The organism is Streptomyces sp. LZ34 (genome assembly GCF_053890475.1).
Map to the genome: position 1 here is coordinate 11937244 of NZ_CM132680.1, position 25280 is coordinate 11962523.

The window sequence follows — 25280 nt, forward strand, 5'->3', positions numbered from 1 at the left end:
GGCGACACGGGCCCTGACCCGCGTGGCGTCAGAAGCGGGCGCCGAGGGCGGAGCCGTCGCGGGGGACGAGGAAGGTCGAGGACGGGATCGAGCCGTCCGCCGCGCGGGGGCCGGTGATCTTCGCCTGGTCGGTGCTCAGCACCGAGCTCTCGTTCCACACCCCGCCCAGGTCCCAGGAGTTGCCCTGGGAGGTGGAGCTGCCGAGGTGGACCGGCTCGGTGTCCAGCAGTGAGAGGTTCGCGGTGAGCGTGGAGCGCGACCGGTCCGTCCGGAAGCCGCTGCCGCCGTTGCGGTAGGTGGTGGTGCGGGAGATGGCGAGGGCGCCCGGGTTGCCGTTGTCCGTGACACCGTGTGCCGCGTTGCCGAAGGCGATGGCGTTGCGCAGGGAGTGGTCGGCGGGCGGGTCCACGTCGCCACCGCCGCCCATCTTGAAGCCGTTGCCGTCACCGGTGAAGTCGGGGAAGTTCCACCGGTTGAACCCGTTGCCGTAGGCGATCGTGTTCTCGATGGCGATCGGGGAGGTGAATTCCCAGGCGTCGAAGCCGTCGTCCGCGTTGTTCCACAGCCGGGCGCCGCGGACCCGGTTGCCCGCGCCCTGGCCCTCCTTGATGGCCAGGCCGTCGGCGCTCTCGCCGTTCTTGCGCGGGTCGCGGTTGCCGTACGAGTCGAGGTTCGCGATCAGGTTGCGGCTGGAGGCGCCCTGGAGCTGGAAACCGGACTCGTAGTTGTCGCGTGTGGTCAGCCCGGTGAACTCGTTGTCGTTGCAGCCGGCGCAGTAGATCCCGTACGGCCCGTGGATGATCTCCAGCCCCCGGATCCGCCAGTACGAGGCCTCCTGGTGGATGGCCCCGCGCTCGGCCCGGGGGATGGAGCCGCCGACCGGGGTGTGGCTGGCGGGCAGCCGCTCGCCGTCGATGACGACATGTTCACCGGAGTAGTTGGTCAGCGTGATGGGGCTGGCCGCCGTGCCGGAGGTGGCGATGGTGATGTTGTCGGTCAGCTCGTAGGTGCCGCCGCGGACCGCGATGGTGTCTCCGGGCCCGCTTCGGTCCACCGCCGCCTGAATGGTGGCCAGCGGGTCCTCCAGGGTGCCCGCGCCGGTGTCGTGCCCGCCCACGGCCACGACGATCTGCCGCGCCTCGGCGGCGGCGGGCGCGGCGGGTAATGCCCGCGGCGCGCTCACCGCCGCCATGGACACCGCGCCGAGCAGCACCGTCACGGCTTTGTTGACCTTCACTGGGCCCATCCCTTCACCGGTCCGTCCTGGCCTCCGGCTCTACGTCGCCGCCCCGGCCCGATAGGTTGCCGCCTCCCGGGTCCGACCCCGGGGCCGGAACGCCGCCGGGACCGGGGCGGCGAGCGCGGGAGCGGGCGCTCGCCCGGGCCGTCCGGCGCCTACAGGCCCTGCGAGAGCAGCAGCTCATGGGCCAGTCGGGCGCCACGGGCCGCCGCCTCAGCCGCCGGGGCGTCGTCCTGCGTCGGGATGTCCTCCAGGCCCTGGGCGAGCGCGCGGACCGCGTCCGCCAGGGTCTGCACATGCGTCTCCAGCAGCCGCAGCCGGTCCTCCTCGCTCTGCGTGCCCAAGGTGCTCGGGCGGGTTCCGGGATCCCGCTCGGGGGTGTGATCCATCATCTCGGGGCCCTCCTCCCGGGTGCGTGGTCGCCAAGGAGTGGCGTCTCCTCTCAGCCTCGCACCTGGGGCGGCGCCGCGGTATGCCGGTCCGGGCCGGAGACGTCCACCGGGGTGAAGGCGGTCTTGCACGCGCCGGCGCCGCTGTCCTGAGTACGCGGGGCGGGGCTCGGGGTCAGGCGCGAGCCGCCTCCATATCCCGCAGGGCCGCCAGGAGCTGCGGTGTCACATGCCGCTGGGTGCGGGCCGACTCCTCGGGCGGATAGCCCCGGGGCACGGTCTCCACCAGCATGATCAGGTAGAGATAGGCGCGGTAGAGCGCCAGCCGCAGCCGTACGGACGGATCGAAGCGCGGCGGACCGGCGACCGCGGCGTATCCGGACAGGAAGTCCGCGTCGTCCTCCACATTTCCGAACAGCGCCAGCGAGACGAAGTCGGCCACCGGGTCGCCCCAGAACATCCGCTCGCCGTCGATGACGCCGCTGAGGGTTCGGGCCCCCGCCTCGCCGTCGAGCAGCAGGTTTCCCTCCCACAGGTCGAAATGGACCAGGGCGGGCCGGACCACATCGTCGAGTACGCCCGCCGCCGCGGCGAACGACTCCCTGACGCCGGCCGCCGGCACGGGCAGCCGGACCCGGAAGCGCTCGGCGTCGTCGAGCACCGCGTCCGTCATCGTCGTGAAGGCCTGCCGCCAGGTCGCCGCCGACGGGCCGAAGGGCTCGGCGGGGTAGCCGAAGCCGGTTCCGGCCACGGTGTGGAGACGGGCCACCAGCCGTCCGAGGTCCTCTCTGAGCCGACGGCGCTCGTGGTCCGGGATCGTCCCGGCGATCTCATGCCATGGCGCGCCGGGGCGCAGGGTGCTGATCAGATAGGGCCCGTGGGCCGCGTGCGGGTCGAGTTCGCCGTGTACGACCTCGGGGACCGGGATGTCCGCCGCCGTGGCCGCCGAGGCGTAGAAGGCCACTTCGCCCCGCAGGAGTTCGTGCTCGTAGCCGAGCCCTGGTGTCTCCGGGGGCGGGGGGATCTTCACCACCCACTGCCGGTGGTCGTCGAGGGCGACGCGTACCACCGTGTTGTAGGTGCCGCCGGACAGGGGCGTGTAGCGCGCGGCGTCCGCGTCGGCGATCCCCGCGGCCTTGAGCGCCGCGGCGGCCGCGGTGACCTGGTCCTCCTGCGGTTGTCGGCTCACGCGTGTTCCTCCTCGGCCGGGCCACGGGCCGCTCGCCGGGGGTGAGTGCTGCCTGTGGCGGGCGCACCGGGCGTGTTCGGGCGGCGCCGGGTGCGGGACGCCGCGGGACGGCTTCCCGCGCCCGGCGCCGGGCCGGACGGGTCAGACCTCCAATTCGCCCTCGATCTTACGCAGTTGATGACGGGCCATTGCCAGATTGGCCCGGTTCTTGTCCAGCGCCAGATAGAGGAAGAGCCCCTGGCTGTCTCGCCCCTTCAGCAGCCGGATCAGGTGGTACTGGTTGCCGAGGGTGATCAGGATGTCCTCGATGCCGTCCTTGAGGCCGAGCTGTTCCATGGTGCGCACCTTGGCGCGCACCACATCGGTGTTGCCCGCGGCGGCCACCGTCAGGTCGAGCTCCTTCCCTCCGCCCAGGGTGCCCAGCGCCATGCCGCTGGAGTAGTCGACCAGCGCGACGCCGAGGGTGCCTTCGATGCTCGTCATCGCCTCTTTGAGCGCGGTCTGGGTGTTCGCCATGATCGTGGCAGTTCCTTTCGATGGGTGGTGTCCGGACGGTGCCGGCGCCGCTGTCGCGGCGGTGGGGGGAAGCTGTGGTGGGTGGAGGGAAGCCGTGGTGGTCAGCCCTGCTCGGCCTTGGCGAGCGCGCCGCTGACCAGTTCGCCGACGCGGGCGCCCGACCTGCGGGCCTCCAGATGGAGCCGGCCGACGTTGGTGCGCCCGTCGGCCAGGACGGTCAGGACGGCCGCGTGCCCCGCGGCGTAGGTGGCGACATAGCCGTCCTCGCCCCGTACCAGCAGTTCGCGGAAGGCCCCCCGGCCGGTGGCGTCCGCCATCGACCGCGCCACTCCGAGGGCCGCGGCGGTCAGCGCGGCGACCCCCTCGGGCTCGACGGCGGCCGTGTCGTGCGCCAGCACCAGGCCGTCGCTGGTGGCGGCCAGGGCGCCGGTCACATGGGCGACGCGGGCCCGCAGCCGCCTGAGCTCCTCCAGCACCTCGGGTTCGGCGGCCATCAGCTGCTTCCTCTCCGTGCGCTGCCGCAGGGTGCGTCTCATGACACCGCGCACGGGGCGGCCGGGGCGGTCGGGGGAATCACAGGTGTGCCTCCAAGGCGTCACGGAGCCGACGCAGCAAGGTGACGTCGGGTTCGGCGAAGACGGCCGCGACGGGACCGCGGCCCGGGGTCGGCGGCCCGGGAGTGCGGGGCCGGGGTGTCGCCACGTGTCCGGCGGCCGCCAGCCGCCGGATGTCGATGAGGGTGTGGAAGGCGGGGCGGCCCAGTGCCCGGGCGATCCCGGTGGGGGTGCGGACACCGTCGACGAGCGCCAGCACCGCGCGCTGGCGGCGGGTGACGGGCGGGGCGTGTGCGTCGGGGCGGCGGGCCACCACGGGCTCCTGGTCGACCTGCGGATACGGCCACAGGCCGGCGAGCAGTTCGTGGCGGCGCCGGGTCTCCCGCTCCACCGCGTCCGCGCCCACCGGGCGCACCGGGCCCAGCCAGTGGGCCGCGCCCCGGTAGAAGCCGCGCGGTCCGCTGCCGGGGCCCAGCGCGAAATAGGCGGCGTCGAACAGCGAGCCCAGGTGGCAGATCTCCAGCTCCGCGTCCGACAGCCGGCCGCTGTCGACGAGGAACCGGCCGACGCCGCCGAGCGCGGCCCTCCGGTCGACCGCCTCCCGCCAGGTGTCGAGGGTGAGCCGCCCGCAGGCGGTGAGCAGCACGTCGATGCCGGGTGCCGAGGGGCTCTCGGCGTGCACGACCTGACCGTCGATCAGGTATAGCGTGCCCGCGTCGCACAGCAGGGCACCGCTGGCCCGCTCGGCGGCGAGCTCGGCGAGGCCCGGCGGGCGGTGGGCTCTGCCGGATCTCATACGAGCGCCAGACGCCGGGCCAGATCGCGCAGCCGCATCCGGGCGAGCGCCAGGTTTCCCTCCCGGCGGTCGAGCCACAGGTAGAAGAAGACGCCGCTGTCGAAGGCCGTGTCGACGAAGCGCAGCAGGTGGTAGCAGGTGCGGGTGGTGACGATGACGTCCTCCACGGGCACTGCCCCGGCCGTGTCGGCCGTGTCGGTGCCCGTGTCCGTGTCCGCCTCCGGGTTCGCGTCCTCGGCTGTGTCCTTGTCTGTTTTTTCGGCGAACGCGGCGAACGCGGTCTGCTCGGCGGCCAGGCGGGCCAGTTCCGCGGTCTCCGCGGCCATGGTCTCGGGGTCGTCGTCACGTGTCTCGCCGACCATGCCGAGCGCGAGTCCGCTGGTCCACTCGATCACGGCCGCTCCGCGCGCGCCGTTCACCGTCATGGCTTCGAGCAGACACTCGTCGATTCCGGGCATGCGGCTCCCCTCCAGCGTGGCCCGTGGCGCACCGGCGGCGTTTCGCCAGTGACGGCGAGGTTACGCACCGTTCAGCTCAGGGGAGGGAAATCCCGCAATGCTCCGAAACGGCGGGGTGTTTGTAGTAGGGTCCGCGGCTGCCATGATGCGCGATCATGGACACGACGAGTCAAGCCGCGGTCGCCGAGCGCCGCCGCTTCGGGGTGCTCAGGCAAAGGGACTTCCGGCTGTTGTGGACGGGCGAGACCGCCAGTGGACTCGGCAACAGCATCACCACGGTGGCGCTGCCCCTGATAGCGGTGGTGGTGCTGCGGGCCGACACCTTCGCCATCGGCCTGCTCACCGCGGCCGTCTGGCTGCCGTGGCTGGTGATCGGGCTACCGGCCGGCGCCTGGGTGGACCGGCTCCGCAAGCGGCCCGTCATGATCGCCTGCAATCTCGGCTCCGCCGTCATGTACGCGAGCGTCCCCCTCGCCGCCTGGCTGGACGCGCTCACCTATCCCCACCTGCTGGTGGTGGCGGTGGTGTGCGGAGTGGCGACGGTGTTCTTCAGCACCGCGTATCACGCGTACATACCCGTCGTGCTCCACGGCCGCGACCTGCTCGAGGGAAACGCGAAACTCCAGGGCAGCGAGGCCGGCACACAGCTGGTCGGCCGCGGCGCCGCCGGCCTGATCGCCCAGGCCTTCGGCGCGGTCCTCGGACTGCTGATCGACGCCATGACCTTCGTCGTCTCCACCGTGTGCCTGGCCATGCTGCGGGTCCGTGAACCGGAACCGGCCGCCCCCGCGCCCGAGGTCACGCTGCGCCAACAGATACGCGAGGGTTTCGGCTTCGTCATCCGCGACCGTTATCTGCGGCCGATGGTGACGTTCGGGGCCGTGGCAAACCTGGCACTGATGGGTTATCAGGCGATCCAGGTCGCCTTCCTGGTGCGCACGGTGCATGCGACCCCCGCCACCGTCGGTGTCCTGATCATGGTGGGCAGCCTCGGCGGGATCCTCGGCGCCTCGCTGGCCGGCCCCGTCGGCCGACGCTTCGGGACCGCCCGCGCGATACTGGTCATGCTGGCGCTCACCAGCCCCTTCGTGCTGCTCCTGCCCCTGACCACACCGGGGGCCGGTCTGCTGCTCTTCGCGGTCGGCGCGTTCATGGTGGGTTTGGGCATCGTCGCGTGCAACGTGGTGGTGGGCAGCTTCCGGCAGAGCTACTGCCCGCCCCACCTGCTGGGGCGGGTCGTCGCGACGGCCATGGTCCTCAACCACAGCACCATTCCGCTCGGTTCCCTGCTCGGCGGGCTCCTCGGCGACCTCGTCGGCCTCCGCCCCACCATGTGGATCATGACAGCCCTGTTCGCGCCCTGCTGGCTGCTCCTCGCGCTGAGCCCCATGCGCACCCGGCGCGACCTGCCCCAGGAGTCGCCGCGGCGCTGATCCGTATCCGGCGTGGCCTGTCCGGCAGGGTGACCGTCGCCGACGGAAGGAAGGCCCACCGTTTCCCGGCCGGCTGAGCGGGCCGGGAAACGGCGTACGCGGTCAGGGGGAGGGCCGCTGTGCCGTCCAGGAGTCGAGCACCGTCAGCACGTCCTTGAGGGTGTGCGCGGTGGCGTCCGGCTCCGCCGAGTCCGATCCGCGCTCTTCCTCGGGGATGTTGCTGTGGGGCACCCAGATGGTGCGCATACGGGCCTGCCGCGCACCGTAGATGTCCTCGAAGAGCCGGTCGCCGACGAACGCGCACGCGCCGGGGTCCTCGGCGCCCAGCTGTTCGGCGATCAGCTCGAAGATGAGCGGATTGGGCTTGGTCCAGGGCACCTCGCTGGAGTAGACCGCGGCGTCGATGAGGTCGTGGACGCCGTCCCGCTCGAAGATCTCGTGGTGCCAGTCGGCCGACCACAGCGTGTTGGAGAGCACGCCGACCCCCAGGTCCCGCTCGCGCAGGGTGCGCAACAGCTCCGCGCCGTCCGGGTCGAGGTAGGTGTGCTCCTCCCAGGCCCGTCGGTAGGTGGCGATCACCATGCCGTCCGGGACCACGTCCACGGCGCGGAACACCTCGTCGAGGGTGGCCGAGCACTGCGTGTCCCGGCAGCGGGCCATCAGGTCCCGCTCGGCCTGGAACAGCCGCTGGGCGAGGTCCGGCGCGCCGTCCGGGTCGATCTCGCGCGCGGTCTCCAGCCAGATGCCCGCCAGGTCCACCGTGTGCCAGGGAGTGAGCGTCCCCGCCCAGTCGAAGACGACGTACTTGATGGTCATGCTGCTCCTCGCCTTTCCCGCCCGAACCGGTCACGCCTGTTGTCCGCTGCCCACCGCGGCGCGCAGCAGGACGACGCCGACCGCGCACCCCACCAGCAGCGTCGGGCCCACCACCCACCACCCGTCCGCCGCCGTGACGGCCAGCCCCACCAGCGGTGGTCCCGCGAGCGATCCGACGCTGCCGAGCTGGGCCACCAGGCCGTTGGCGACGCCGACGTCGGCGCTGGTCCTCACCACGAGGGGGAGGGCAGCGAAGACGGTGGCGACCACCAACTCGTTGATGACCGCGATCAGCACCGCGCTGGTCATGGAGATGCCCAGCCCGCCCGTCGACCCGAACGCCGCGAAGGCGCCGGCCGGCATCAACAGGGCAGCCGTGAAAAGGTACTTCATCGGTGCCCCACGGCGCAGCAGCACACTCGCCGCGAAGCCCCCCGCCACTCCGGCGAAGGACACGCTTCCGGTGAGCGTTCCGGCCGCCGCGGTGGGAATGCCGAACTCGTCGTGCAGATACGTGGGGTACAGCGCGACGAACGTGACGATCGTGGCGCTGATGGTGGCGAAGCCGGCGCCGAGCGCGACCGGGCGGGCCAACCCGCGGGCGCGCGCCCACCGGTCACCGGAGCCGTCTCGGGCTCCGTCTCCGGCTGCGGCTCCGTCGCAGTCACGGGATTCCGCTGCCGCCGCCCGCCCGGCCGGCCCCTCCGCCTCCGGCCCGGCCTCCCGGGTGCCGGCCCCGGGCAGGCGGAGCGCCGCACCGGCCACCGCGAGGGTGGCCGCCGCGGCGACCGTCAGCGATGCCCGCCAGCCGAACCCCGCGGACAGCAGCCCGCCGCCGAACGCGCCCAGCGCGAGCCCCACCGGCATAAAGGTGCCCCAGATCGCCAGCGCCACCGTGCGGCGTTCGTCGTCGCCGAGCCCCAGGATCAGCACCGGGGCCGCGATCACGACGACCACATAGCCCACGCTCTCCACCAGCCGCCCGCCGAGCAGCAGTGGAAATCCGCCAGCCCGGGAGACCAGCAGCCCCGCGAGCCCCATCACCACCAGGCCGCCGATCAGCGTCCGTCGCGGGTCCAGGGGGCGCAGCGCGACGCTCACGGCCAGCCCCAGCACGGCGGCCACCGCGGTGACCGAGGACGCGACCAGGCCCACCTGTCCCAGCGAGAGCCCCAAGTCGTTCTCGAGGTCAATGGATACGGGGGTGATTCTGCCGATGCTGGTGGCAGCCATGACGCCCGACAGGTAAATTAAAGCAAAATGCCACCAATAGGCCTGCCGCCGGGCCGACGACCAATGGACATGGTTGTTCTGCTCGCCGGATTCCGGAATCCCTGCTTCAGCACTATCAGTGATGTCGCTCTTCCTGCCCATGGGTCAAAAACCTTTCCTTGGGGGTATCGCTCGATATGGTCGCAGCAGAAGACGGGGACGTGCCGCGCTCCGGCATTCTTGTGCTCGGTTCTCTGGTGATGGACCGTAAGTTTTTCGCCGCGGGGGTGTTCGAGCGCGGAGCGGGCAGCGGCGAAACGGTGTGGTCCATGGAGCGGCACCACGGCGGCGTCGGCCGGAATATCGCCACGAACGCGGCCCGGCTCGGCCACCCGGTCACCTTCGCCGGCCTGTCCGGCTTCGGCGCGGACGCGGCGGAACTGGAGGGCGCCCTGACCCGGGTGGGCGTCGCCCTCCACGTACGACGCGCCGCCGACGGCGTCGGACGGTTCGACGTCACGTTGGACGCCCACGGATCGCAGCTCGCCTCGCGTATCGCCCTCCCCGACCCGGCCCTGGGGAAGGCGCTGCGCGGTCCGGAGCTGGCCGCGCGCATCGCCACGGCAGGGGCGGTGGTGATGGAGGGCGGGCTCGACGAGGACCTGCTGGTGTGGGTGTCGGAACAGGCCAGGCGTCACGCGGTTCCGGTGTGCTGCCTGCCCACCCGGCAGGCGGACTTCGGGCCGCGCGCCCATCTGCTGCCCCGCTACGACGTGCTGGTCCTCAACGCCAAGGAGGCGGGCGCCCTGCTGGGACAGGACCCCGGCGCGCCGGCCCGGCCCGCCGAGCAGGCCGGGCTGCTGTTGCGCCGCGGCCCAAGGGTGGTCGTGGTCACCGACGCCGCCCGCGGGGCGGCCGTGGCGACCGCGGCCGACGCCGCCCGCGGGGCGGTGCACCTCCCGGCCGAGCCCGGCGTGTGCACCGACGACACGGGCGCCGGCGACGCGCTGGCCTCGGCCTTCGTCGTCGCCCTGGTGGCCGGCCAGGCGCCGCGGGACGCCCTGGCCCATGGGCTGCGGGCGGCCCGGGTGACCATCGCGTGCCCGCAGAGCACCTGTCACTCCCTGTCGCCGGCCCTCGTCGGCGCTGCGCCGAAGGGGCGCGCCGCCCGCGCCGGAGGCGCTGATGTGCACCGTGAAAGGGAGAGCGCGCGGAGGCCGCGAGGTACGAGTGGCCGAGCACGGTCGACCGTCGACAGGGGCTGAGGCGCCCCGGAGGCGAACCGAGTGTTGCGGCGTCAGCCGCACCTGACGGTGGACTCCACCCGGTGCGCGCGCATGGTGATGCCGTCCTCGGCGAGGGCGCGCGCGATGACCTCGTCGTCGTACGACGCGAGCCCGGCGTCGGTGAGGATCCTCAGGTCCGTGGAGTGCATCGGGAAATCGTCGACGCTGCCCTGCCGGACCTCGCCCACGTTGTGCCCCGAGAAGCCCTCGGGCAGCTCGTACGCGCGGTCGGCGAGGCAGGCGAACATCAGCAGGTGGTAGTTGCCCTGCTCCCACTTGCCGGTGAACTCATAGACGGCGAAGAGCGAGCAGGAGTCCACGAGGATGCCGGTCTCCTCGTGGGCCTCCCGCCGCGCCGCTTCCTCCGCTGCCTCGCCCGGCTCGATGCCCCCGCCCGGCAGCAGCCAGCTCCCGGCGTACGGCCCCTTGAGCTGGTGGACGAAGGTCACGGTACGGCCGGGCCCCGGTACCACCAACAGGGCGGCGGGCAGCACACGGTCGAAACGGCTCATGCTGATGTCCTCATTCAGTATTCGGTGGGCCGCCCTTCGGGCGGAATGACCAAGGCCAGACCCACGCGCTCCCCTTCCACCCTTCCCTTGCGGTGATACGGCTCCGTCCGCGTGGTGAATCCGTAGGTGGCCAGCGCCTGCCCGGGATTCGACAGGTCCGGGCCACAGATGATCACCTTTGAGCGCACATCGAACGCCATCGCCTCCGCGACGAGCTCCTGGCTGGGCTCGTCCGACTCGATATACGCCACGAACTCCCCCCTGGCCTTGAGTGAGTAGCGTACCGAGCGCACAGGGTGACCCTGACCACGCAGGTGCGCGTACATCAGATACTCGTTCTGGAAGCTCATCAGGGTCAGCCCCGAGGTGGCCCCCGCCACGATGGTGGGGAACGGCGCCCCGGGCGCGGCGGCGACCTTGCCGACGGTCATCACATTGCTGCGCCGGGCCTCCGCGTAATAGCCCTTGAACTCGCCGAACGGACCCTCGACTTCGTCCCTGGCCAGGACGTGCCCCTCGATGACATGGGTGGCGTCGTCCGGCGCCGGAGGGCTGCCGCCGAGCCCGAGCGGGCGCCCCAGCAGACGGGAGGCGATCTCGTAGTCGTCGCCCTCGGCGGGCAGCCGTGAGGCCGCCACCACGCAGATGGCGGGATCCGCGCCCAGGAACACCGAGATGGGCATCGGCCGCCCGGTCTCCAGCCAGGCCCGCAGATTGCGGTGGCCGTCGGTGCGCGGGTCGAGGAAGATACGGACCTCGTCGGGCGCGACCACCTGGATGCGGTAGAAGCCGAGGTTGACGCCGCTTCCGTCGGGCCGGGTGGTCACCCCCACGCCCGCGGTGATGTACGGGCCGGCGTCGCCCGGGCGGTGCTGGAGGATCGGCAGGGCGTACAGCAGATCGCCCAACTCCTCGCGCATACCGTCCGCTTGGCCCTCGCGCACGGGGTGCGCGGGGCCCGCCAGCCGGTCCGACATCTCCTCCAGGCGCTTCTCCTCGGTGGTGCCGAGCGCGGCGAGCAGCACCGCCCGCGGATACGGGTGCCCGAGCACCCGGCCGCCCGGGCGCTCCACGACGTTGGTGAACACCGTCGTCGGACGCGTCCCCAGGGCCTTCTCGAACTCCGCGAGGGTGCGCGCCACCTCCACCCGGCCGCTGAGCGGGGTGTCACAGGTGTACAGGTCCACCGCGTCGTAACAGGCGGGGAGGGACACCTCGGCCGCGCTCTCCACCGGGACGAGTCCGCGGCCGGGCAGCCCCCGCGGCCCTCCCGCCGTCATGGGCGCGCCGCCCGTGCGGTGGCGGGGAACGGCCGGCAGTCCGTGGTGCTCTCCCGGTCGGTCTCCCACGGGAAGACGATCCAGTCGTCGATCACCGCCGGACAGTAGTCGGGCACGTAGCCGGACCGGTGGTTGCGGACCACCGAGGCGAAGCGCACATCGGACCGCGCCACCCCGGCGTCCGCCAGATAGGCCAGCACCACATCGGCGGTGCTGCCGGTGCCGACGATGTCGTCCACCACCAGCACCCGGTCTCCCGGGCCCAGCGCGGGCGGTGTGCCCATGTCGATGACCGGCGCCTGTTTCGCGGCGTAACGGGTGTCGTCCGCGGTCCTGCGGACGCGGATGGTGTGCTGGACGGGCACATCGAGGGCACAGGTGAGAAAGCCGGCCGGGGTGAGCCCGCCGCGGGCCACCGCCAGCACCGCGTCCGGCCGGAAGCCCTCGTCCCGTACCCGGTCGGCGATGTCCCCGACCAGCTCCCCGAAGGAGGCCCAGTCCAGGAGGTAGGGCCCCTGCCGGGACCACATGCCGGGCCGCTCACCGGCCACCGCGGGGCGCGCCGTGGCGCCGGAGTCAGTCATCGCTCACCGCCCGGGTGACATGGTCGACGTCGATCTGCTCCGAGCGCTCGCGCGCGTGCGGGCGGTTCTCCGCCCGGCCCGCGGAGGTCACCCGGATGAACTCGGCGCGCTCCCGGAAGCCGGCCATGTCCCGCGCCCCCGAGTAGCTCATCGCCGACTGCACCCCGCCCATCAGCTGACGCAGCGTCCTGGCCAGCGGGCCGGTGGCGGGGAAGGTCGCCTCGGTGCCCTCCGGCACATAGTCGTCGACCTCCTCCCGGGTGATCTTCTCGCCGGCCGCGTGGCGCAGCGTCAGCTTCATGCCCAGCGAGACAAACCCGTTGCTCACCTTGTACGAGCGCCCGTCCCGGGTCACCGGGGTGGCCACGCTCTCATCGGCCCCGGCCAGCGCGGAGCCCAGCATGACCGCGTGTGCCCCGGCCGCCAGCGACTTGGCGATGTCGCCCGACTGCCGGATGCCGCCGTCCGCGATCACCCGCACCCCCCGCTCGGCCGCCGCGGCCGCGCAGTCCATGACCGCGGTGAGCTGGGGGACCCCGGTCCCGGCCACCAGCCGCGTCGTACACACCCCGCCGGGGCCGATGCCCACCTTCACCACGTCGGCGCCGGCCTCCGCGAGGTCCACGACCCCCGCGACCGTGGCCACGTTCCCCGCGGCCAGCGGCAGCCGCGGGTAGGCGGCTCGCAGCTTCGCCACCGCCTCGATCACCTGGTCGCTGTGGCCGTGGGCGACGTCCACGAAGAGGATGTCCACCCCGTGTTCGACCAGGCGCTCGGCGCGCTCCCGCCAGTCGCCCGAGACGCCCACCGCGGCACCGACCAGCAGTCGGCCGTCGACGGCGCGGGTCGCCTCGGGCGCCGCACCCTCTTCGGGCCGGTGCGCCTTGACCGCGTCCAGGTGGTCCAGCTGCTGCTCCACCGTCTGCATGCGGTGCAGCACGCCCAGGCCACCGTTCAACGCCATGGCCACGGCCATCCGGTCGCCCGTGCACCACTGGGTGTTCGCCGAGATGACGGGCGTGCGCAGCACGACGCCCGGCAGCAGCTCCGAGGAGGTGTCGGCCTGTCGACGACTGGTCAGCGGGGTGCGCTGGGGCACCAGCAGAACGTCGTCGAAACTCAGCCCGGTCCGCGGAGGTTCACTAACGCGCATCGAGATATGTGCTCCTCTCAACTGGGTTGGCGGGCCGGTCAGAAGCCGGCACCGCGGAACGATTCGCTGGTGAGGGTGAGCAACTCGGTGCGCAGGGCGCTGTCCTGGAGCGCGCCGCGCCATACGGCCGTGGTCATGGTGGCGGGGGTGCGGATGCCACGCATGGCCATGCACAGATGCTCGCCCTTGCCGATCACGGCGACGTCCGGCGACCCGGTGAGCTTCTCGACTTCGTCCGCGACGTCCTGCGAGAACTGCTCCTGCGACTGCAGCCGGTGGGCGTGCCGGTGGGCGATCCGGGCGAACTTGCTGAGGCCCAGCACCTGCCCGCGGGGGAGGTAGCCGATGGTCACCCGGCACGAGAACGGTAAGAGGTGGTGTTCGCACAGCGACCACACATGGATGCCCGAGACGGCCACCAGATCACCGCTGCAGCTGGACTCGAAGACCGTATCGGTCGAGCCGGGAGCGTACTGGGTGAACTCGCGCCACCAACGCGCGTAGCGCGCCGGAGTGTCGCGCAGCCCTTCCCGCTCGGGGTCCTCACCGATCTCCACGAGAAGCTGCCGGGCGAGTATTTCCAGGGGATCCCGTGGCGCCGCGCTCTGGGCGATCTGCTCGTCCCCCGGCAATTCGTCTATTCCACTGCTCATCAAACACCTCGTTTGCTGCCCCAGATGGTCACGTGCAGTCGCCCGGACAGATTCCACTTCCGGCCGACGACCTCGTCCGCGAGCGTGCGGATGCCCTCGTCGATCTCCTCGGGGGACTGTCCGCGCGGCATGATCCAAATGTTCTTCAGCGAGTGCCGTGCCACGAGCGTGTCCACCTCTTCCAGGTCGGACCTCGTCGCACAGACGAACTTGAAGGCCGTGCCGGGAAGCCGGGTGAACTCCCGAAGCACCTCCGGGACGATCCGGCGTTTCTCGGCGACCCCCGAGTGAACGAGCTTCGGCGACACGTTGAACCGGATTCCCGCCGCGGCCAGCGCGGCCCCCGGAGCCACCGTCCCATTGGTCTCGATCTCCACCGCGATCCCCGCCTCGCGCAGCGCGCGGACCACGGGCTCCAGCCTGGTCTGCTGGTTGAGCGGCTCCCCGCCGGATATGACGATCAGTCCGACGCCGAAGGCCAGCAGCTGCCGTGCCACGTCGGCCGGGTCCATCGCGTGCAGCTCCTCGGCCGGGCGGTAGGCGATCCCGGTGTCCGAGACACCCTTCCAGTCCCAGGTGTACGGAGTGTCGCACCAGCGGCAGTCCAGATTGCAGCCTCCCAGCCGCAGAAATGCGCAGGACGTGCCCGTGGAGGGTCCTTCTCCCTGTACGGCCCTAGGTGGGCCCGAAGATCTCGTTGACCACGAGCTTCGGTGCCGTCATGTTCACCACCCCCTTTCGTGTTCTCCTTCAAGGACCGGTCCCCGATCCGCTGTCACACCGGCGCGTCCACTCCGCCGGGGAAGGGGCGGTACGTCGCCCAGGTCTTGGGGGTCTCCGACACGCGTACGGCGGTGAGTTCGGGAAACTCCTTGACCCACCTCTCGTGGAGCCACATCGCGATGTTCTCCGCGGAGGGATTCACCCCGTCCAGCACATCGTTGAGATGCCGGTGGTCCAGCGTCTCGTCGACCCACTTCTGGAAGGCGGAGAGGTCGCCGTAGTCCCGGACGAAACCCGGAAGTGTCAGATCTTCCGGCGCCGCGGACAGTTCCAGGACGACCACATAGTTATGGCCGTGCAGCCGGGCGCACGGATGGCCGGATCGTAAATGATCCAGCTGGTGGCTCGCCGAGAAGCGAAACTCTTTGGTGATGGAGAGCATGATGAACCCTTCACCTCGCTTAAGTGAACAGGGAGCAGAAAAACCCTCTGCTCCGCTTTCCCGCTTAACGCCCTGACGAGCATTCCCGAGCGCAGGCAGGATCACAAGGGGGCAGTCGGGAACTTCATGATGGTGCCATCGTTGACCGGCTGTCGTGGACATGAGAATGTGGGGCCGACTGCCGCCGACCCCACATTCACTGGTTTCACACCGCTGTCGATGACTCAGGTGCCCTTCGACGCCTTGAAGTTACGGAAGAGCAAGTAGGTGTCGAGGATGTCCGACGAGGCGCTTTCGACCGACCGGTAGATGCCCCACTTGGGTCGGACATAGTCGTCCTGATCCGGGATCTTCACATTGGACATGCTGCCCTGGACCGCCACCGGAGCGCTGGAGCCGGTGCCATTGCGGGCCACGAATCCCGCCTTGCCGCTCGAGCCGATGGTGAACGTCCATTCGATGGTGATCCACTTGTTCCGCAGCGGCGACAGATTGGTCGAGGCGATATCCGGCGACCCGGAGTTGGCGTAGGCACGGGCCCGCAGGGTTTCCGTGCTGCCGCTGCGGCCCAGATCCAGGACGACGTACGGGCCCCCGTTGTCCACGGGCGTCTTGGTCTGGAAGATATGCGTGAACTTGCTGGTGCCGTGCAGCGAGGTCGGCATGAACATCTCGTAGGTGATGCTCCAGGTCTCGCCGTCGCGCATCTTCAGGGTCGTGCCGTCCTGCACCATGCCCTTGGACTCGGTGCGCTGACGGTCCCCGTCGCCGGTGGTGTCCCGGTCGTCCTTCCAGATGTTGAAGCGGTAGTGGTCACCGCCTTCGACGATGACGTAGTCCCGGTCGGGGTGGGCGTTTCCGCGGTCGGCCTCGATGCCTTCGAAGGCCTTGAGCCCGGCGCTGGACGGGTTCGGGTGCCAGAGGAGCTGCGGTGCCCGGGGGGTTGCCGGCGCTCGGGGCGCCGCCGACGCCGCCTTGCCGAGGGCGAGCGGAGTGCCGACGGCGGCGGCGGTCATGGAGCCGAGTACCGCCCGACGGCTGAAATGGCGTGGAGCGTGTTCGGTCATGTTCGTTGGTTTCCTTCTGAGGATGTCAACCGATGACACACGCGGTGCGGACGGACCGCGATGAAGGGGCCAGGGCGGTCCAACGTGAAGGTGCGTGGCATGCGGCGGGGTGCGGCTCGCTCCCGCCCCCGGGGCACGCCGGAACGCCTCCCACCATGGACTGGACCAATAAGCCCGTCAAGGCTCCGAACGGCCTTTCATCCGACCTTTACTGAGGGGCGCTTGTGCTCCTCGGTAGCGCGGAAGCGCTGAGCTGGGCCGTGGTCCTCGGGTTGCTCTGTTATTACGGAATACCGTAATCTCCGTCCTATGGCTGATGAGTCCCTGGAGAGACGGCTCGCCGCGCTCGAAGAACGGGTGTCGCGGCTGGAAGTGGAGCCGCAGGCGTCGCGGGACGAGGTGTTCTGGGCCCTCGACGGGCTGCGCCGCCGCCTCACCGGGGCCGGTCAGGTGCTGTTCACCGGCGCGCTGAACCTGCCGACGGGCGAGAGATACGAATGGCAGCAAGGCGCGGAGACAGGCCCGCTGTTGGAGGCGGACTGGTCGGAGGGGGCCGCGCCGCTGGCCGCGCTGGGCCACCCCGTCCGGCTGACCCTGCTGCGCGCGGCGCTGCGCGGCACCCGGTCCGCGGCGGAGCTCCAGGAGGCCGCGGGCCTGCACACCACCGGCCAGCTGTACCACCACCTCAAACAACTCACCGCCACCGGCTGGCTTCAGGCCGAGGGGCGCGGTCACTACCAGGTCCCCGCGGGCAGGGTGGTGCCGTTGCTCGTCGTGCTGTCCGCGGTGGTACCGACAGGCAACCGATCGACGGGGGAGTGACCCATGCAGCGGAGGAAATTCCTCACCGTGGCGACGACGGCGGCGGGGGCGTCACTGCTGCCCGGCAACGCCGCCGCGGCCGACGACCTGCCCGCGCTGGTGCGGCGGTATGTGAGCCGTGCGCTGGACGCCGGCAGCCCGAGCGCGGTCTGCGGGGTCATCCACGGCACCCGCACCTATGTCGCGGGCGGGGGAGAGGGTCCGGGCGCGTCGGCGCCGGACGGCCGAACCGTCTTCCAACTCGGCTCGATCACCAAGACGCTCACCGCCACGGCCCTGGCCCGCGCCGTGTGCGCGGGCACCACCCGCCTGGACGCGCCGCTGGTCCTGCCCGCCCGGTTCCCCGTCCCGCACCAGGGGCCACGGCGGATCACCCTGGCCGATCTGGCCACCCACACCTCCGGCCTGCCCTCGCTGCCGCCCAACCTGCTCGCCGGCGCCGACCCTGACGACCCGTACGCGCACTACACGCTGGACGACCTGGCGAGCGGCCTCGGCGAGACCACACTGGCCACCGAGCCGGGCAGCGTCTACGCGTACTCGAACCTCGGGTTCGGCCTCCTCGGTCAGGCGCTGGCCTTCGACGCCGTGGACTCGATGGTGCGACACCGGGTGGCGGAGCCGCTCCGCCTGACGGACACCACCACGACGCTGCGGCCGGACATGGCGTCCCGCAAGGCGGTCGGGCATCTCGCCGGACAGCCCGTCCCCGATTGGCACGACCATGTGCTCAGCGCGGCCGGCACCTCGATGTACAGCACCGCCGACGACATGGTGCGCTTCCTCGGCGCGCAGCTGCGCCCGGAGCACTCCCCACTGCGGGCCGCCATCGAGCTGACCCAGCGGCCCCACTTCACGGTCGATGACAATCTGCGGCTGGGGCTCGGCTGGCACCTCGGTCGGCTGGCCGGCGGCCGGACCATGACCTGGCACAACGGCGGCACGGGCGGATTCAGCACCTGTGCGGCCTTCAGTCGGGCGAGCGCCTCCGCGGCCGTGATGATGGTGAACACCTACAGCGAGCCGACCGCGACCGACCCCCGGCCGGTCGATGCCCTCACCTTCGCCCTGCTCGGCGAGCTCGACGTCGCGTGAGGCCGTCCTGAAAGCGTCGTGAACGCGCCGTGAAGGCGTCCGAGGGGGACAAGAGTTTCATATAAGACCACATATGTCGTAAAGGTTACATGTCTTGTAGGTCAGGGAATTGGGGGGAATGAACAGCTCCTGTCTGCTGTCGCTCTCTCTCCCCCCGGGACGCACCATGACCACCTTGCTCGAATCCCCCCTGCTCCTGACCGCCGAAAGGCAGACGCTGCGAGACCCCGTCCTCCTGGCGGCCGGCACCACCATCCCCGTGGGCGCCACTCCCCAGGGAGTGGTCGTGAGCCCGAACGGCGCACACGTCTACGTCGCCAACCAGGCGTCGAACACCATCAGTGTGATCGACCCCGTCAGCAACACCGTCACCACCACCATCCCCACAAACAACGGGCCGTCCCTCATAGCGGTCTCCCCGGACAACACCCGTGCCTATGTCACCCAGTTCGGCGACGCGTCGCTCGCAGTGATCGACACCGCCACCAACACGGTCCTGACGAACATCCCCGTGGGCGCCGCACCCATCGGGGTGGCGCTGACCCCCGACGGCGCCCGCGCCTATGTGGCCAACTTCCAAGACAACTCTGTCAGCGTGGTCGACACGGCCGCCGGCACGGTCACCGCCACCGTCCCGGTGGGCCCCGGCCCGGTCGGAGTGGCGGTGACCCCCGACGGCACCCATGCCTATGTGGCCTCCACCGCCGACGGCTCGGTCAGGGTGATCGACACCGCCACCAACACCGTCACCAGCACCACGGTGGTCGGCGATGTCCCGGTACTCGTGGCGATCACCCCGGACGGCACCCGCGCCTATGTGTCCACCGCCGGCGCTCAGTTCGTCGCCGTTCTGGACACGGCCACCAACACGGTCACCACCACGATCCCCGTCCCCACCCCTCGGCAGGTGGCCATCAGCCCGGACGGGACCGTCGCCTATGTGGCCAGTCTCGACCAGGACATCGTCAGCGTGATCGGCCTCGCCGCCAACGCGGTCCTCGGCACCCTTCCCACCGGAGATGGCCCGCTGGGCGTCGCGGTGACCCCGGATTCCACCCGGCTGTACGTGACCAACTCCCTCGCCGGCACGGTCAGCGCGATCTCACTACAGGCGATTCCCAGTGCCGGGCCGGTCACCGGCGGCACCACCGTGATCATCCGGGGCCACAATCTCTCCGGCGCCACCGCCGTGCACTTCGGCACGGCCACCGCCACGATCCTCGCCAACACCTCCACCTCGGTCACCGTCTCCAGCCCACCCGGTTACGGCACGGTCCCCGTGACCGTCACCACCGCCGGTGGCACCGGCAGCTTCGGCACCTTCACCTACCGTCCCGCGCCCGTCCTCATCGGCATCACCGTGACCAGCAGCCCCTTCGAGGGCGAGGGCGGCGCTCAGGGCCCCACCGGCGGTGGGGGCACCGCCGTCATCACCGGCCTCAACCTGGCCGGGGCCACAGCGGTGCACTTCGGTCCCAGCACGGCCACCATCGTGTCCGGCACCGACACCTCTCTCACCGTCAACATCCCCGCCGTCCCCGGCCCCGGCCCGGTGACGGTGACCGTGGTCACCCCGGGCGGCACCTCCAACGGCCTCCCCTTCACCTACTTCGACCCACCCACCCTGACCAGTGCCAGCCCCAACGAGGGCCCGACCTCGGGCGGCAACCAGGTCACCATCCAGGGCACCAACCTCGCCACCGCCCAGTCGGTCGCCTTCGACGGCGTCCCGGCGTACTTCTCCGTGGTCTCCGACAACACGATCGCCGCCACCGCCCCACCCCACCCCGTCGCCGGGCCCGTCAACATCGCGGTCACCACTGTCGGCGGCACCACCTCCTCGGGCCTTTACACCTACGTGGAGAGCCCGGGGTGAAACCCCGGCCCGGACCCGATCCGGTGTTCCGCAACTACTGCCGGAACACCGGATCGGGGCAGTTGTCCGGGTCCACCTGGTGGAACAGGACCGGGTCCGCCGGGGTACCGCCGACCAGCAGCTCCTGGCTGTCGCGGGCCACATAGTCCTCGGGGCCGACCTTGGCGAAGTTCAGCTCGACGATCCCGAACTCCTCGTCGCCGGGGACGACGGTGCCCGTGTCGTAGGACCAACTCCCCTGGCCGTCGAAGCGTCGTCCGTCGTCCTCCCCGAGGGACAGGTCGTAAGGCCAGTTCTTCACCTGGACCCGGCGCCCGAGGGTGATCCGCATGCCGTCGGGGCCCCGGTACGTCCCGGGCAGGTCGTACTCGGCCACGTCGGGACTGGTCTTCTCGCACTCCTCCGACACGACGTTCATGACGGCTATGCACCCCACCGGAAGCACGATGAGGCATGCCATCCCTATCAGCGCGAATCTGATCGGACGGACCCGCCAGAGCCTGCGGACCAGTCCTGGTCGCCTCGTCGTCGCCATCGCGCCGAGTCTGCCAGACGGGCCTGTCAGCGGTCGTCCGGGTCGATGCGCTCGGTCCAGACCATGGTTTCCCCAATGCCCGCACCGGGCCCGGTGTCATGGTTGGCCTTCTCCTGCCAGCCCTGGTATCCGGGCAGGGCCGACTCCATGTCGGTGTCGTTGTTGAGTGTGTACTGCACGATGAGCTTGCCGTCGGGGTCGGTGCCCTTGACGACGTAGTTGACGGCATAGGAGCCGAGCAGGGACTGCGCCTCGTTGGTGTCGCCGCCCCACAGATTGTCGAGGCCGGACAGGCCGGTCATGTCCTTCGCGTACATGCCCGCCTGCTCGGGGAATGACATACCCGAGATCTGGTACTTGGCCGTGCCCTCCCCGCGGCCGGCCTTCCACCCGTCCAGGGTCTGCTTCCGGATCCCGTCCATGCTGTCGCTCTTACGGAGCTGTTCGACGAACGGGTCGTGCTGGGAGAACGAGTAGTGGTCGTCGCCCGTCCCGGCCGCCCAGTTGGTCAGAAGGGTGCGCGGTGTGAGGTGGTTGGTGGACGGGAAGGGGTCGAGGCCGCCCATGTCCCGGCCGAGCGTGTCGTAGCGGTCCGTACTGATGCCGCTGGTGTGGTTGACGTCCGTGCGGACTTTCCCGGTGTTGAACCACTGCTCCAGGCCGACGTTCTCCATCAGCGTGATCGACAGGTTCTGGTCGACCTCGAACGCCTCCCGCAGGATCTCGTTGAGCCTGGTCTGGGCGGCGTTCACCTTCTTCACGTCGTCCTTGTCGTAATTCTCCGGCGCGCAGTCCGCGGCCAGGACCACTTGGGCCTTCTCGGGGTTGATGTACATCCCCTGTTCGCCGAACTCCCGCACCGCGTCGTTCAGCCTCTTCTGCGCGGCCCTCAGCTCCCCGGCCCCGTCCTCGACGGCCCTGCGCACGCCGTCGGCCACTTTGGCGGCGGCGGTCACCTGACGCTGGATGTCGTCGATCTGGGTCCAGGCGAAGGGGGCGGCCATCCCCTCCCAGTACCCCTTGTCCTTCAGGGGCTTCAGCACCTCGTCACGGATCTTGTCGTCCAGGTCCTTGATCTTGTCGTGGACGCCCTTCCACTTCGTGACCAGCGTGTCCAGCGCACCGAAGTCGGCCGATCGGAACTCCTGGTAGAAGGTTTCCATCAGTACCTCGAGATCGACGAGAACGACGAGAACGACGGGTCGCCGGTCAGATACGAGCGGTCCTGGAGACCGCCGTCGTAAAGCCCGGGACGTTCCTTCCGGCCGAACGAGTCCCCCGTGCCCAGGTCCTGCTTCACGTGTATGTCGGCCGCCGCCCGCAGGCTCTCGGAGATATGGGCGAGCCAGGCGGTGACCGTGCCCGCCTGCTCTTCCCAGTGCTTGTGCGACCGTCTCAGCGCGCTCTCGACCTGGAGGCCGTGCACACCCTTGACCGCGGTGGAGGTCGGCTCCTCCAGCGACGCCGCCTGCTTGTGGAGGGTGTCGTAGACCTCGTCCGCCTTGCCCGCCGCGCGGCGCAACACACTCGGGGCGATCGCGAGGTTCTGCGGTACCGGGCCCTGGACGCCGGGGGCGAGCGGACGCCTGGGCGCGGGCGCGTTGGGGTCGTAGATGTTGGGTTTCCCCGGCTGGGCCGACAGGGGCGGCGGGGCAAGGATCCCGCCACCCTCCGATGGGCCGGGCGGCAGGGGGAGTTGGTCGTCTTTCGGCTCCGGCAGATCGTTGTCGCTCATGACACCCCCGTTGTGTGCACGACAGGGTACGTAGGTTAGCGCCGTGAGCGCTCCCTCACGCCGAAATGCCGAACAGCTCAGCCGAACAGCAGGGCGTTGCACTCCCGCTGGAGCGTGAGGTCCTGCCACATCGGGTGGTGCGGTGCGGCGTTGGAGCACACGACCGTTCCCCAGGCGCCGACCCGAGCGGACTCGGCCACCGCGCGGCGGCAGAACGCGGCCCCGACCGGGCCCTCCTCGAAGGTGCCGTGCAGCGGGGTGTAGCCGATCCAGCCCTCGCCGAAGACCAGGGGGACCCCGGCCCCGGCCGCCCAGTCGGCGGCGGCCTCGATCCAGGTGACCAGCCGCTGCTCCATCGCGAGGCGGTGGACGGCGTAGCGCCCGTACAGCCAGGCGTCCCATTTGGCCGGGTCGCACCAGTCGTGCGCGTAGATCTCGCGGCCGACGAGGGTGGCCTCGAGCCGCCACAGGTCCTCGGCGGGCGGCGCCCAGTCGGCCAGGTCCGGGGCGTCGGGGCGCAGCAGGTGTTCCCCGGCGAAGTCCTGCGGGAAGGGGCGGGACCGGTCGCGCAGGGCGAAGACGTCGATGAGCTCGTCGAGCACGCCGTAGACATACGGGTGGAAGACCGCCACGTCGATGTCGCGCGGGACGCCGCGCAGCGACCCGACCGGGACCTTCGCGTAGTTGACGGTGACCGGCCGGTCGGGGTGGCGCTCCCGGAACCGGGCGAGGCCGCGCTCCAGGCGCGGCCGCAGGGCGACCACGGTGTCCGGGCCCGTCAGCCCCTGGGTGAGCCGTCCGCCCTGGACCTCGTTGTGCAGCTCGGTGAAGGCGATCCGGTCGTCGAGCCCGTCCGCGGCGAGGAAGTCGATCAGGTCGGCCAGCGCGTCGGCGAGGGTTTCGGCGCGCCGCTCGGGATCGACGGCCATCAGGGCGTCGTACCAGGAGCGGTCGCCGCCGAACGACGGGCTCTGCTGGTACTCCCAGCTGGAGAGGATGATGAAGCAGCCGTGCCGGCGGGCCGCCTCGAACAGCGCGCGAAGGTGGGCGCGGCCGTCGATCTCGGTGCTGCCGCCGACGTCGTACCAGCGGGTCCGCTGCCCGTACCCGCCGCCCAGCGGTCCCAGCCGGAGTTTGCCGGTGTCGAGTCCGGAGCGGAAGAGCAGAAAGGGCATGGCGCAGATGCGCACGGTGTTGTATCCGCGCGCCACGGCCTCCACGAAGGCCCGGTCGAGGTCGGCGAAGGGCTCCCCGGGGCCGGTACGGGTGTACCAGCTGAAGTCCCACAGGGAGATGGTCAGTTTCTCCGGCAGGTGGTCGGGCGGCGCGACGGGCACGGGGAACCGGCCTTTCGGTAGGCGTCCGGCTCATCGTGGGCGGGCGTCACCGAGGTGTCAAGATGTATTCATAATTAACGTTCACGGTATGGTGGGCGCTTCGCCCGTCGTCGTCCGCCTGCCCTGGCGCCACCTTCTGGCACCACGTTCTGGCGCCACGTCCTGCAACCATGAGGAGGAACCCCCATGTCGTCCTATGCCGGCCGAGGCGTGCACGGCCAGGTGGTGCGGCAGCTGGGTGCCCGCATTGTGGGCGGTGACTTCGCCGAGGGCGAGGTCCTGGACATACGGGCCCTCGGCGCCGAACTCGACGTCAGCCTCACCGTGATGCGCGAATCCCTGAAGGTCCTCGCGGGCAAGGGGCTGATCGACGCCCGCCAGAAGCGCGGCACCTTTGTGCGCCCCCGAGCCGTCTGGAACCTCCTGGACTCCGATGTCATCCGCTGGCGCATGGAGACGGGGGACGGTGAGCGGCTGATGCACGACCTCGCCGACGTCCGCTCCGTCGTGGAGCCCGCCGCCGCCCACCGCGCGGCGCTGCGCCGCACCGAGGCCGATCTCGTCGCGCTGGGCGCCGCGCTCGCCACCATGGGGGACGCCCACGGGGACACCGCGGCCGAGGCGGAGGCCGACGCCTCGTTCCACCGCGCGCTGCTCGCCGCCACCGGCAATGAACTCCTCGCCCGCCTCGACCTGTTGCTGGAACCCGGCCTGCGCGAGCGGGACCGGCTGGTGCACGCCCACGGGGGCGCCGACGACCCCGTACCCAGCCATCGCGCGGTCCTCGACGCCATCCGGGACCAGGACGCCCCGCGCGCCGAACTGGCCATGCTGGACCTGCTCGCCAAGGCGGCCGAGGACCTCGACCAGGTGTCGGCCACGCGGGCAGACCGGGCTGACGCGGGCTGACGCGGGCTGATCGGCTGCCAGGCGGTCACCTCACCGTGTTCGGTCCGGGTGGCCGATCGCCTCCCAGGGGGCCAGGTTCCACGGGCTCTCGGTGTTCGCGGGGTCCAGCAGCCGCCGGAGGTGCTCATCGGAGACGCTCTGCGGCGCCGGGAAACCTTCGCTCGGGGTGCCGCGCAGCATGTCCATCCAGACCAGACGGCCTATCAGATAGCCCTGGGCGTACTGCGCCCAGGAGCCGTATGCCCCCCTGGCCCGCGGAACGATCTCGTGCAGCAGCCGCCAGGCGTCGGCCTCCTCCAGATAGCCGGCCGCGAAGCCGTTGCGGACGACGTCCACGTAGAGCGCGATGTCCCAGGCCAGCGGGGAGGCATCGGAGCGCTGCCCGGCTCGTTCCCGGTAGCCGAACCGGGCGAGTTTGTTGAGCCGGCCGAGCAGCGCCGGCCGCGAGGAGATCTCCCACTTCTCGGCCAGCCACTTCCGGGCGCGCCCGCCGTTGACGTGCTTGTACGGATAGAGGGTGAGCCGGGAGGCTCTCGCCTCCCGGCTCACGGGTGCGCACAGCGACACCATCCACAGCTGATGCAGTGTCAGCGGAACGGGGTATTTGCGCTCGACGGGAGCTCCTCGCAGCATGGTCCGGAACACTACGCGAGCCGTCGGCCGGTGGG

28 protein-coding genes are annotated in these 25280 nt (G+C 70.9%); 6 read left to right on the top strand and 22 right to left on the bottom strand.

The window, feature by feature from the left end:
* Positions 1-28: 28 nt before the first annotated feature.
* From ACWY4P_RS51095 to ACWY4P_RS51125, 7 genes are all read right to left on the bottom strand, one after another.
* Positions 29-1237, bottom strand: a complete 1209-nt coding sequence (locus ACWY4P_RS51095) for a right-handed parallel beta-helix repeat-containing protein (protein WP_456207649.1) — start codon at positions 1235-1237, stop codon at positions 29-31.
* A gap of 158 nt (positions 1238-1395) precedes the next feature.
* Positions 1396-1632 (bottom strand): hypothetical protein, encoded by a 237-nt coding sequence (locus ACWY4P_RS51100; RefSeq protein WP_456207650.1) that lies wholly within the window; start codon positions 1630-1632, stop codon positions 1396-1398.
* Positions 1633-1804: 172 nt separating this feature from the next.
* A complete protein-coding gene (locus ACWY4P_RS51105; protein ID WP_456207651.1) occupies positions 1805-2818 on the bottom strand; it encodes a phosphotransferase family protein in 1014 nt (337 codons plus the stop codon).
* Positions 2819-2959: 141 nt separating this feature from the next.
* Positions 2960-3334 (bottom strand): hypothetical protein, encoded by a 375-nt coding sequence (locus ACWY4P_RS51110; RefSeq protein ID WP_456207652.1) that lies wholly within the window; start codon positions 3332-3334, stop codon positions 2960-2962.
* A gap of 101 nt (positions 3335-3435) precedes the next feature.
* Complete coding sequence (locus ACWY4P_RS51115; protein ID WP_456207653.1) at positions 3436-3870, bottom strand: roadblock/LC7 domain-containing protein; 435 nt, start codon at positions 3868-3870, stop codon at positions 3436-3438.
* A 37-nt stretch (positions 3871-3907) separates the two neighbouring features.
* Positions 3908-4684: a transcriptional regulator gene (locus ACWY4P_RS51120; protein WP_456207654.1), complete on the bottom strand. Its 777-nt coding sequence runs from the start codon at positions 4682-4684 to the stop codon at positions 3908-3910.
* Complete coding sequence (locus ACWY4P_RS51125; RefSeq protein WP_456207655.1) at positions 4681-5142, bottom strand: hypothetical protein; 462 nt, start codon at positions 5140-5142, stop codon at positions 4681-4683. The genes ACWY4P_RS51120 and ACWY4P_RS51125 overlap by 4 nt, the downstream gene beginning before the upstream one ends.
* Before the next feature lie 155 nt (positions 5143-5297).
* Between ACWY4P_RS51125 and ACWY4P_RS51130 the strand changes: the two genes are divergently transcribed.
* Positions 5298-6575 carry an MFS transporter gene (locus tag ACWY4P_RS51130; RefSeq protein ID WP_456207656.1) on the top strand — a complete coding sequence of 426 codons (1278 nt, stop codon included), beginning with the start codon at positions 5298-5300 and terminating at the stop codon, positions 6573-6575.
* Between the two features lie 102 nt (positions 6576-6677).
* On the opposite strand, the gene ACWY4P_RS51135 is transcribed toward ACWY4P_RS51130, so the two are convergent.
* Entirely contained in the window at positions 6678-7391 is a 714-nt protein-coding gene (locus tag ACWY4P_RS51135; protein ID WP_456207657.1) for an HAD family hydrolase, read from the bottom strand.
* Between the two features lie 30 nt (positions 7392-7421).
* On the bottom strand, positions 7422-8624 hold the full coding sequence (locus ACWY4P_RS51140) for an MFS transporter (RefSeq protein WP_456207658.1): 1203 nt from the start codon (positions 8622-8624) through the stop codon (positions 7422-7424).
* A 239-nt stretch (positions 8625-8863) separates the two neighbouring features.
* On the opposite strand from ACWY4P_RS51140, the gene ACWY4P_RS51145 reads away from it, so the two are divergent.
* Entirely contained in the window at positions 8864-9868 is a 1005-nt protein-coding gene (locus ACWY4P_RS51145) for a carbohydrate kinase family protein (RefSeq protein ID WP_456207659.1), read from the top strand.
* Between the two features lie 32 nt (positions 9869-9900).
* Here ACWY4P_RS51145 and ACWY4P_RS51150 read toward each other — a convergent pair whose 3' ends face one another.
* The 8 genes from ACWY4P_RS51150 to ACWY4P_RS51185 all read right to left on the bottom strand — a co-directional run bounded on the left by ACWY4P_RS51150 (position 9901) and on the right by ACWY4P_RS51185 (position 16303).
* Positions 9901-10401: an NUDIX hydrolase gene (locus ACWY4P_RS51150; protein ID WP_456207660.1), complete on the bottom strand. Its 501-nt coding sequence runs from the start codon at positions 10399-10401 to the stop codon at positions 9901-9903.
* Positions 10402-10415: 14 nt separating this feature from the next.
* Entirely contained in the window at positions 10416-11750 is a 1335-nt protein-coding gene (locus tag ACWY4P_RS51155; protein WP_456207661.1) for a UbiD family decarboxylase, read from the bottom strand.
* Positions 11678-12265, bottom strand: coding sequence for a phosphoribosyltransferase (locus ACWY4P_RS51160; RefSeq protein WP_456207662.1), 588 nt, complete (start codon positions 12263-12265; stop codon positions 11678-11680). The genes ACWY4P_RS51155 and ACWY4P_RS51160 overlap by 73 nt, the downstream gene beginning before the upstream one ends.
* Positions 12258-13418 carry an IMP dehydrogenase gene (gene guaB, locus ACWY4P_RS51165; protein ID WP_456207663.1) on the bottom strand — a complete coding sequence of 387 codons (1161 nt, stop codon included), beginning with the start codon at positions 13416-13418 and terminating at the stop codon, positions 12258-12260. The genes ACWY4P_RS51160 and guaB overlap by 8 nt, the downstream gene beginning before the upstream one ends.
* 38 nt (positions 13419-13456) lie before the next feature.
* The gene (folE, locus tag ACWY4P_RS51170; RefSeq protein ID WP_456207664.1) at positions 13457-14071 is read right to left on the bottom strand and encodes a GTP cyclohydrolase I; all 615 of its coding nucleotides are present in this window, start codon (positions 14069-14071) and stop codon (positions 13457-13459) included.
* Positions 14071-14700, bottom strand: a complete 630-nt coding sequence (locus tag ACWY4P_RS51175; RefSeq protein WP_456213327.1) for a 7-carboxy-7-deazaguanine synthase QueE — start codon at positions 14698-14700, stop codon at positions 14071-14073. The genes folE and ACWY4P_RS51175 overlap by 1 nt, the downstream gene beginning before the upstream one ends.
* 146 nt (positions 14701-14846) lie before the next feature.
* Entirely contained in the window at positions 14847-15236 is a 390-nt protein-coding gene (locus tag ACWY4P_RS51180) for a 6-pyruvoyl trahydropterin synthase family protein (RefSeq protein ID WP_456207665.1), read from the bottom strand.
* A gap of 224 nt (positions 15237-15460) precedes the next feature.
* Positions 15461-16303 carry a hypothetical protein gene (locus ACWY4P_RS51185; RefSeq protein ID WP_456207666.1) on the bottom strand — a complete coding sequence of 281 codons (843 nt, stop codon included), beginning with the start codon at positions 16301-16303 and terminating at the stop codon, positions 15461-15463.
* A gap of 309 nt (positions 16304-16612) precedes the next feature.
* Between ACWY4P_RS51185 and ACWY4P_RS51190 the strand changes: the two genes are divergently transcribed.
* The 3 genes from ACWY4P_RS51190 (at position 16613) to ACWY4P_RS51200 (ending at position 20096) form a co-directional block, all read left to right on the top strand.
* Positions 16613-17125, top strand: a complete 513-nt coding sequence (locus ACWY4P_RS51190; RefSeq protein WP_456207667.1) for an ArsR/SmtB family transcription factor — start codon at positions 16613-16615, stop codon at positions 17123-17125.
* Positions 17126-17128: 3 nt separating this feature from the next.
* Positions 17129-18220, top strand: a complete 1092-nt coding sequence (locus ACWY4P_RS51195) for a serine hydrolase domain-containing protein (protein ID WP_456207668.1) — start codon at positions 17129-17131, stop codon at positions 18218-18220.
* Positions 18221-18386: 166 nt separating this feature from the next.
* Positions 18387-20096: an IPT/TIG domain-containing protein gene (locus tag ACWY4P_RS51200; protein ID WP_456207669.1), complete on the top strand. Its 1710-nt coding sequence runs from the start codon at positions 18387-18389 to the stop codon at positions 20094-20096.
* A gap of 34 nt (positions 20097-20130) precedes the next feature.
* On the opposite strand, the gene ACWY4P_RS51205 is transcribed toward ACWY4P_RS51200, so the two are convergent.
* From ACWY4P_RS51205 to ACWY4P_RS51220, 4 genes are all read right to left on the bottom strand, one after another.
* Positions 20131-20514, bottom strand: a complete 384-nt coding sequence (locus ACWY4P_RS51205) for a hypothetical protein (RefSeq protein WP_456207670.1) — start codon at positions 20512-20514, stop codon at positions 20131-20133.
* A gap of 143 nt (positions 20515-20657) precedes the next feature.
* Positions 20658-21794, bottom strand: a complete 1137-nt coding sequence (locus tag ACWY4P_RS51210; protein WP_456207671.1) for a hypothetical protein — start codon at positions 21792-21794, stop codon at positions 20658-20660.
* On the bottom strand, positions 21794-22366 hold the full coding sequence (locus tag ACWY4P_RS51215; protein ID WP_456207672.1) for a hypothetical protein: 573 nt from the start codon (positions 22364-22366) through the stop codon (positions 21794-21796). The genes ACWY4P_RS51210 and ACWY4P_RS51215 overlap by 1 nt, the downstream gene beginning before the upstream one ends.
* A 77-nt stretch (positions 22367-22443) precedes the next feature.
* Entirely contained in the window at positions 22444-23703 is a 1260-nt protein-coding gene (locus ACWY4P_RS51220; protein ID WP_456207673.1) for a cellulase-like family protein, read from the bottom strand.
* Positions 23704-23889: 186 nt separating this feature from the next.
* Here ACWY4P_RS51220 and ACWY4P_RS51225 point away from each other — a divergent pair, with 186 nt between their 5' ends.
* Positions 23890-24612 (top strand): FadR/GntR family transcriptional regulator, encoded by a 723-nt coding sequence (locus ACWY4P_RS51225; RefSeq protein ID WP_456207674.1) that lies wholly within the window; start codon positions 23890-23892, stop codon positions 24610-24612.
* Between the two features lie 30 nt (positions 24613-24642).
* On the opposite strand, the gene ACWY4P_RS51230 is transcribed toward ACWY4P_RS51225, so the two are convergent.
* Entirely contained in the window at positions 24643-25245 is a 603-nt protein-coding gene (locus ACWY4P_RS51230; protein WP_456207675.1) for a DUF1266 domain-containing protein, read from the bottom strand.
* Between the last annotated feature and the right edge of the window lie 35 nt (positions 25246-25280).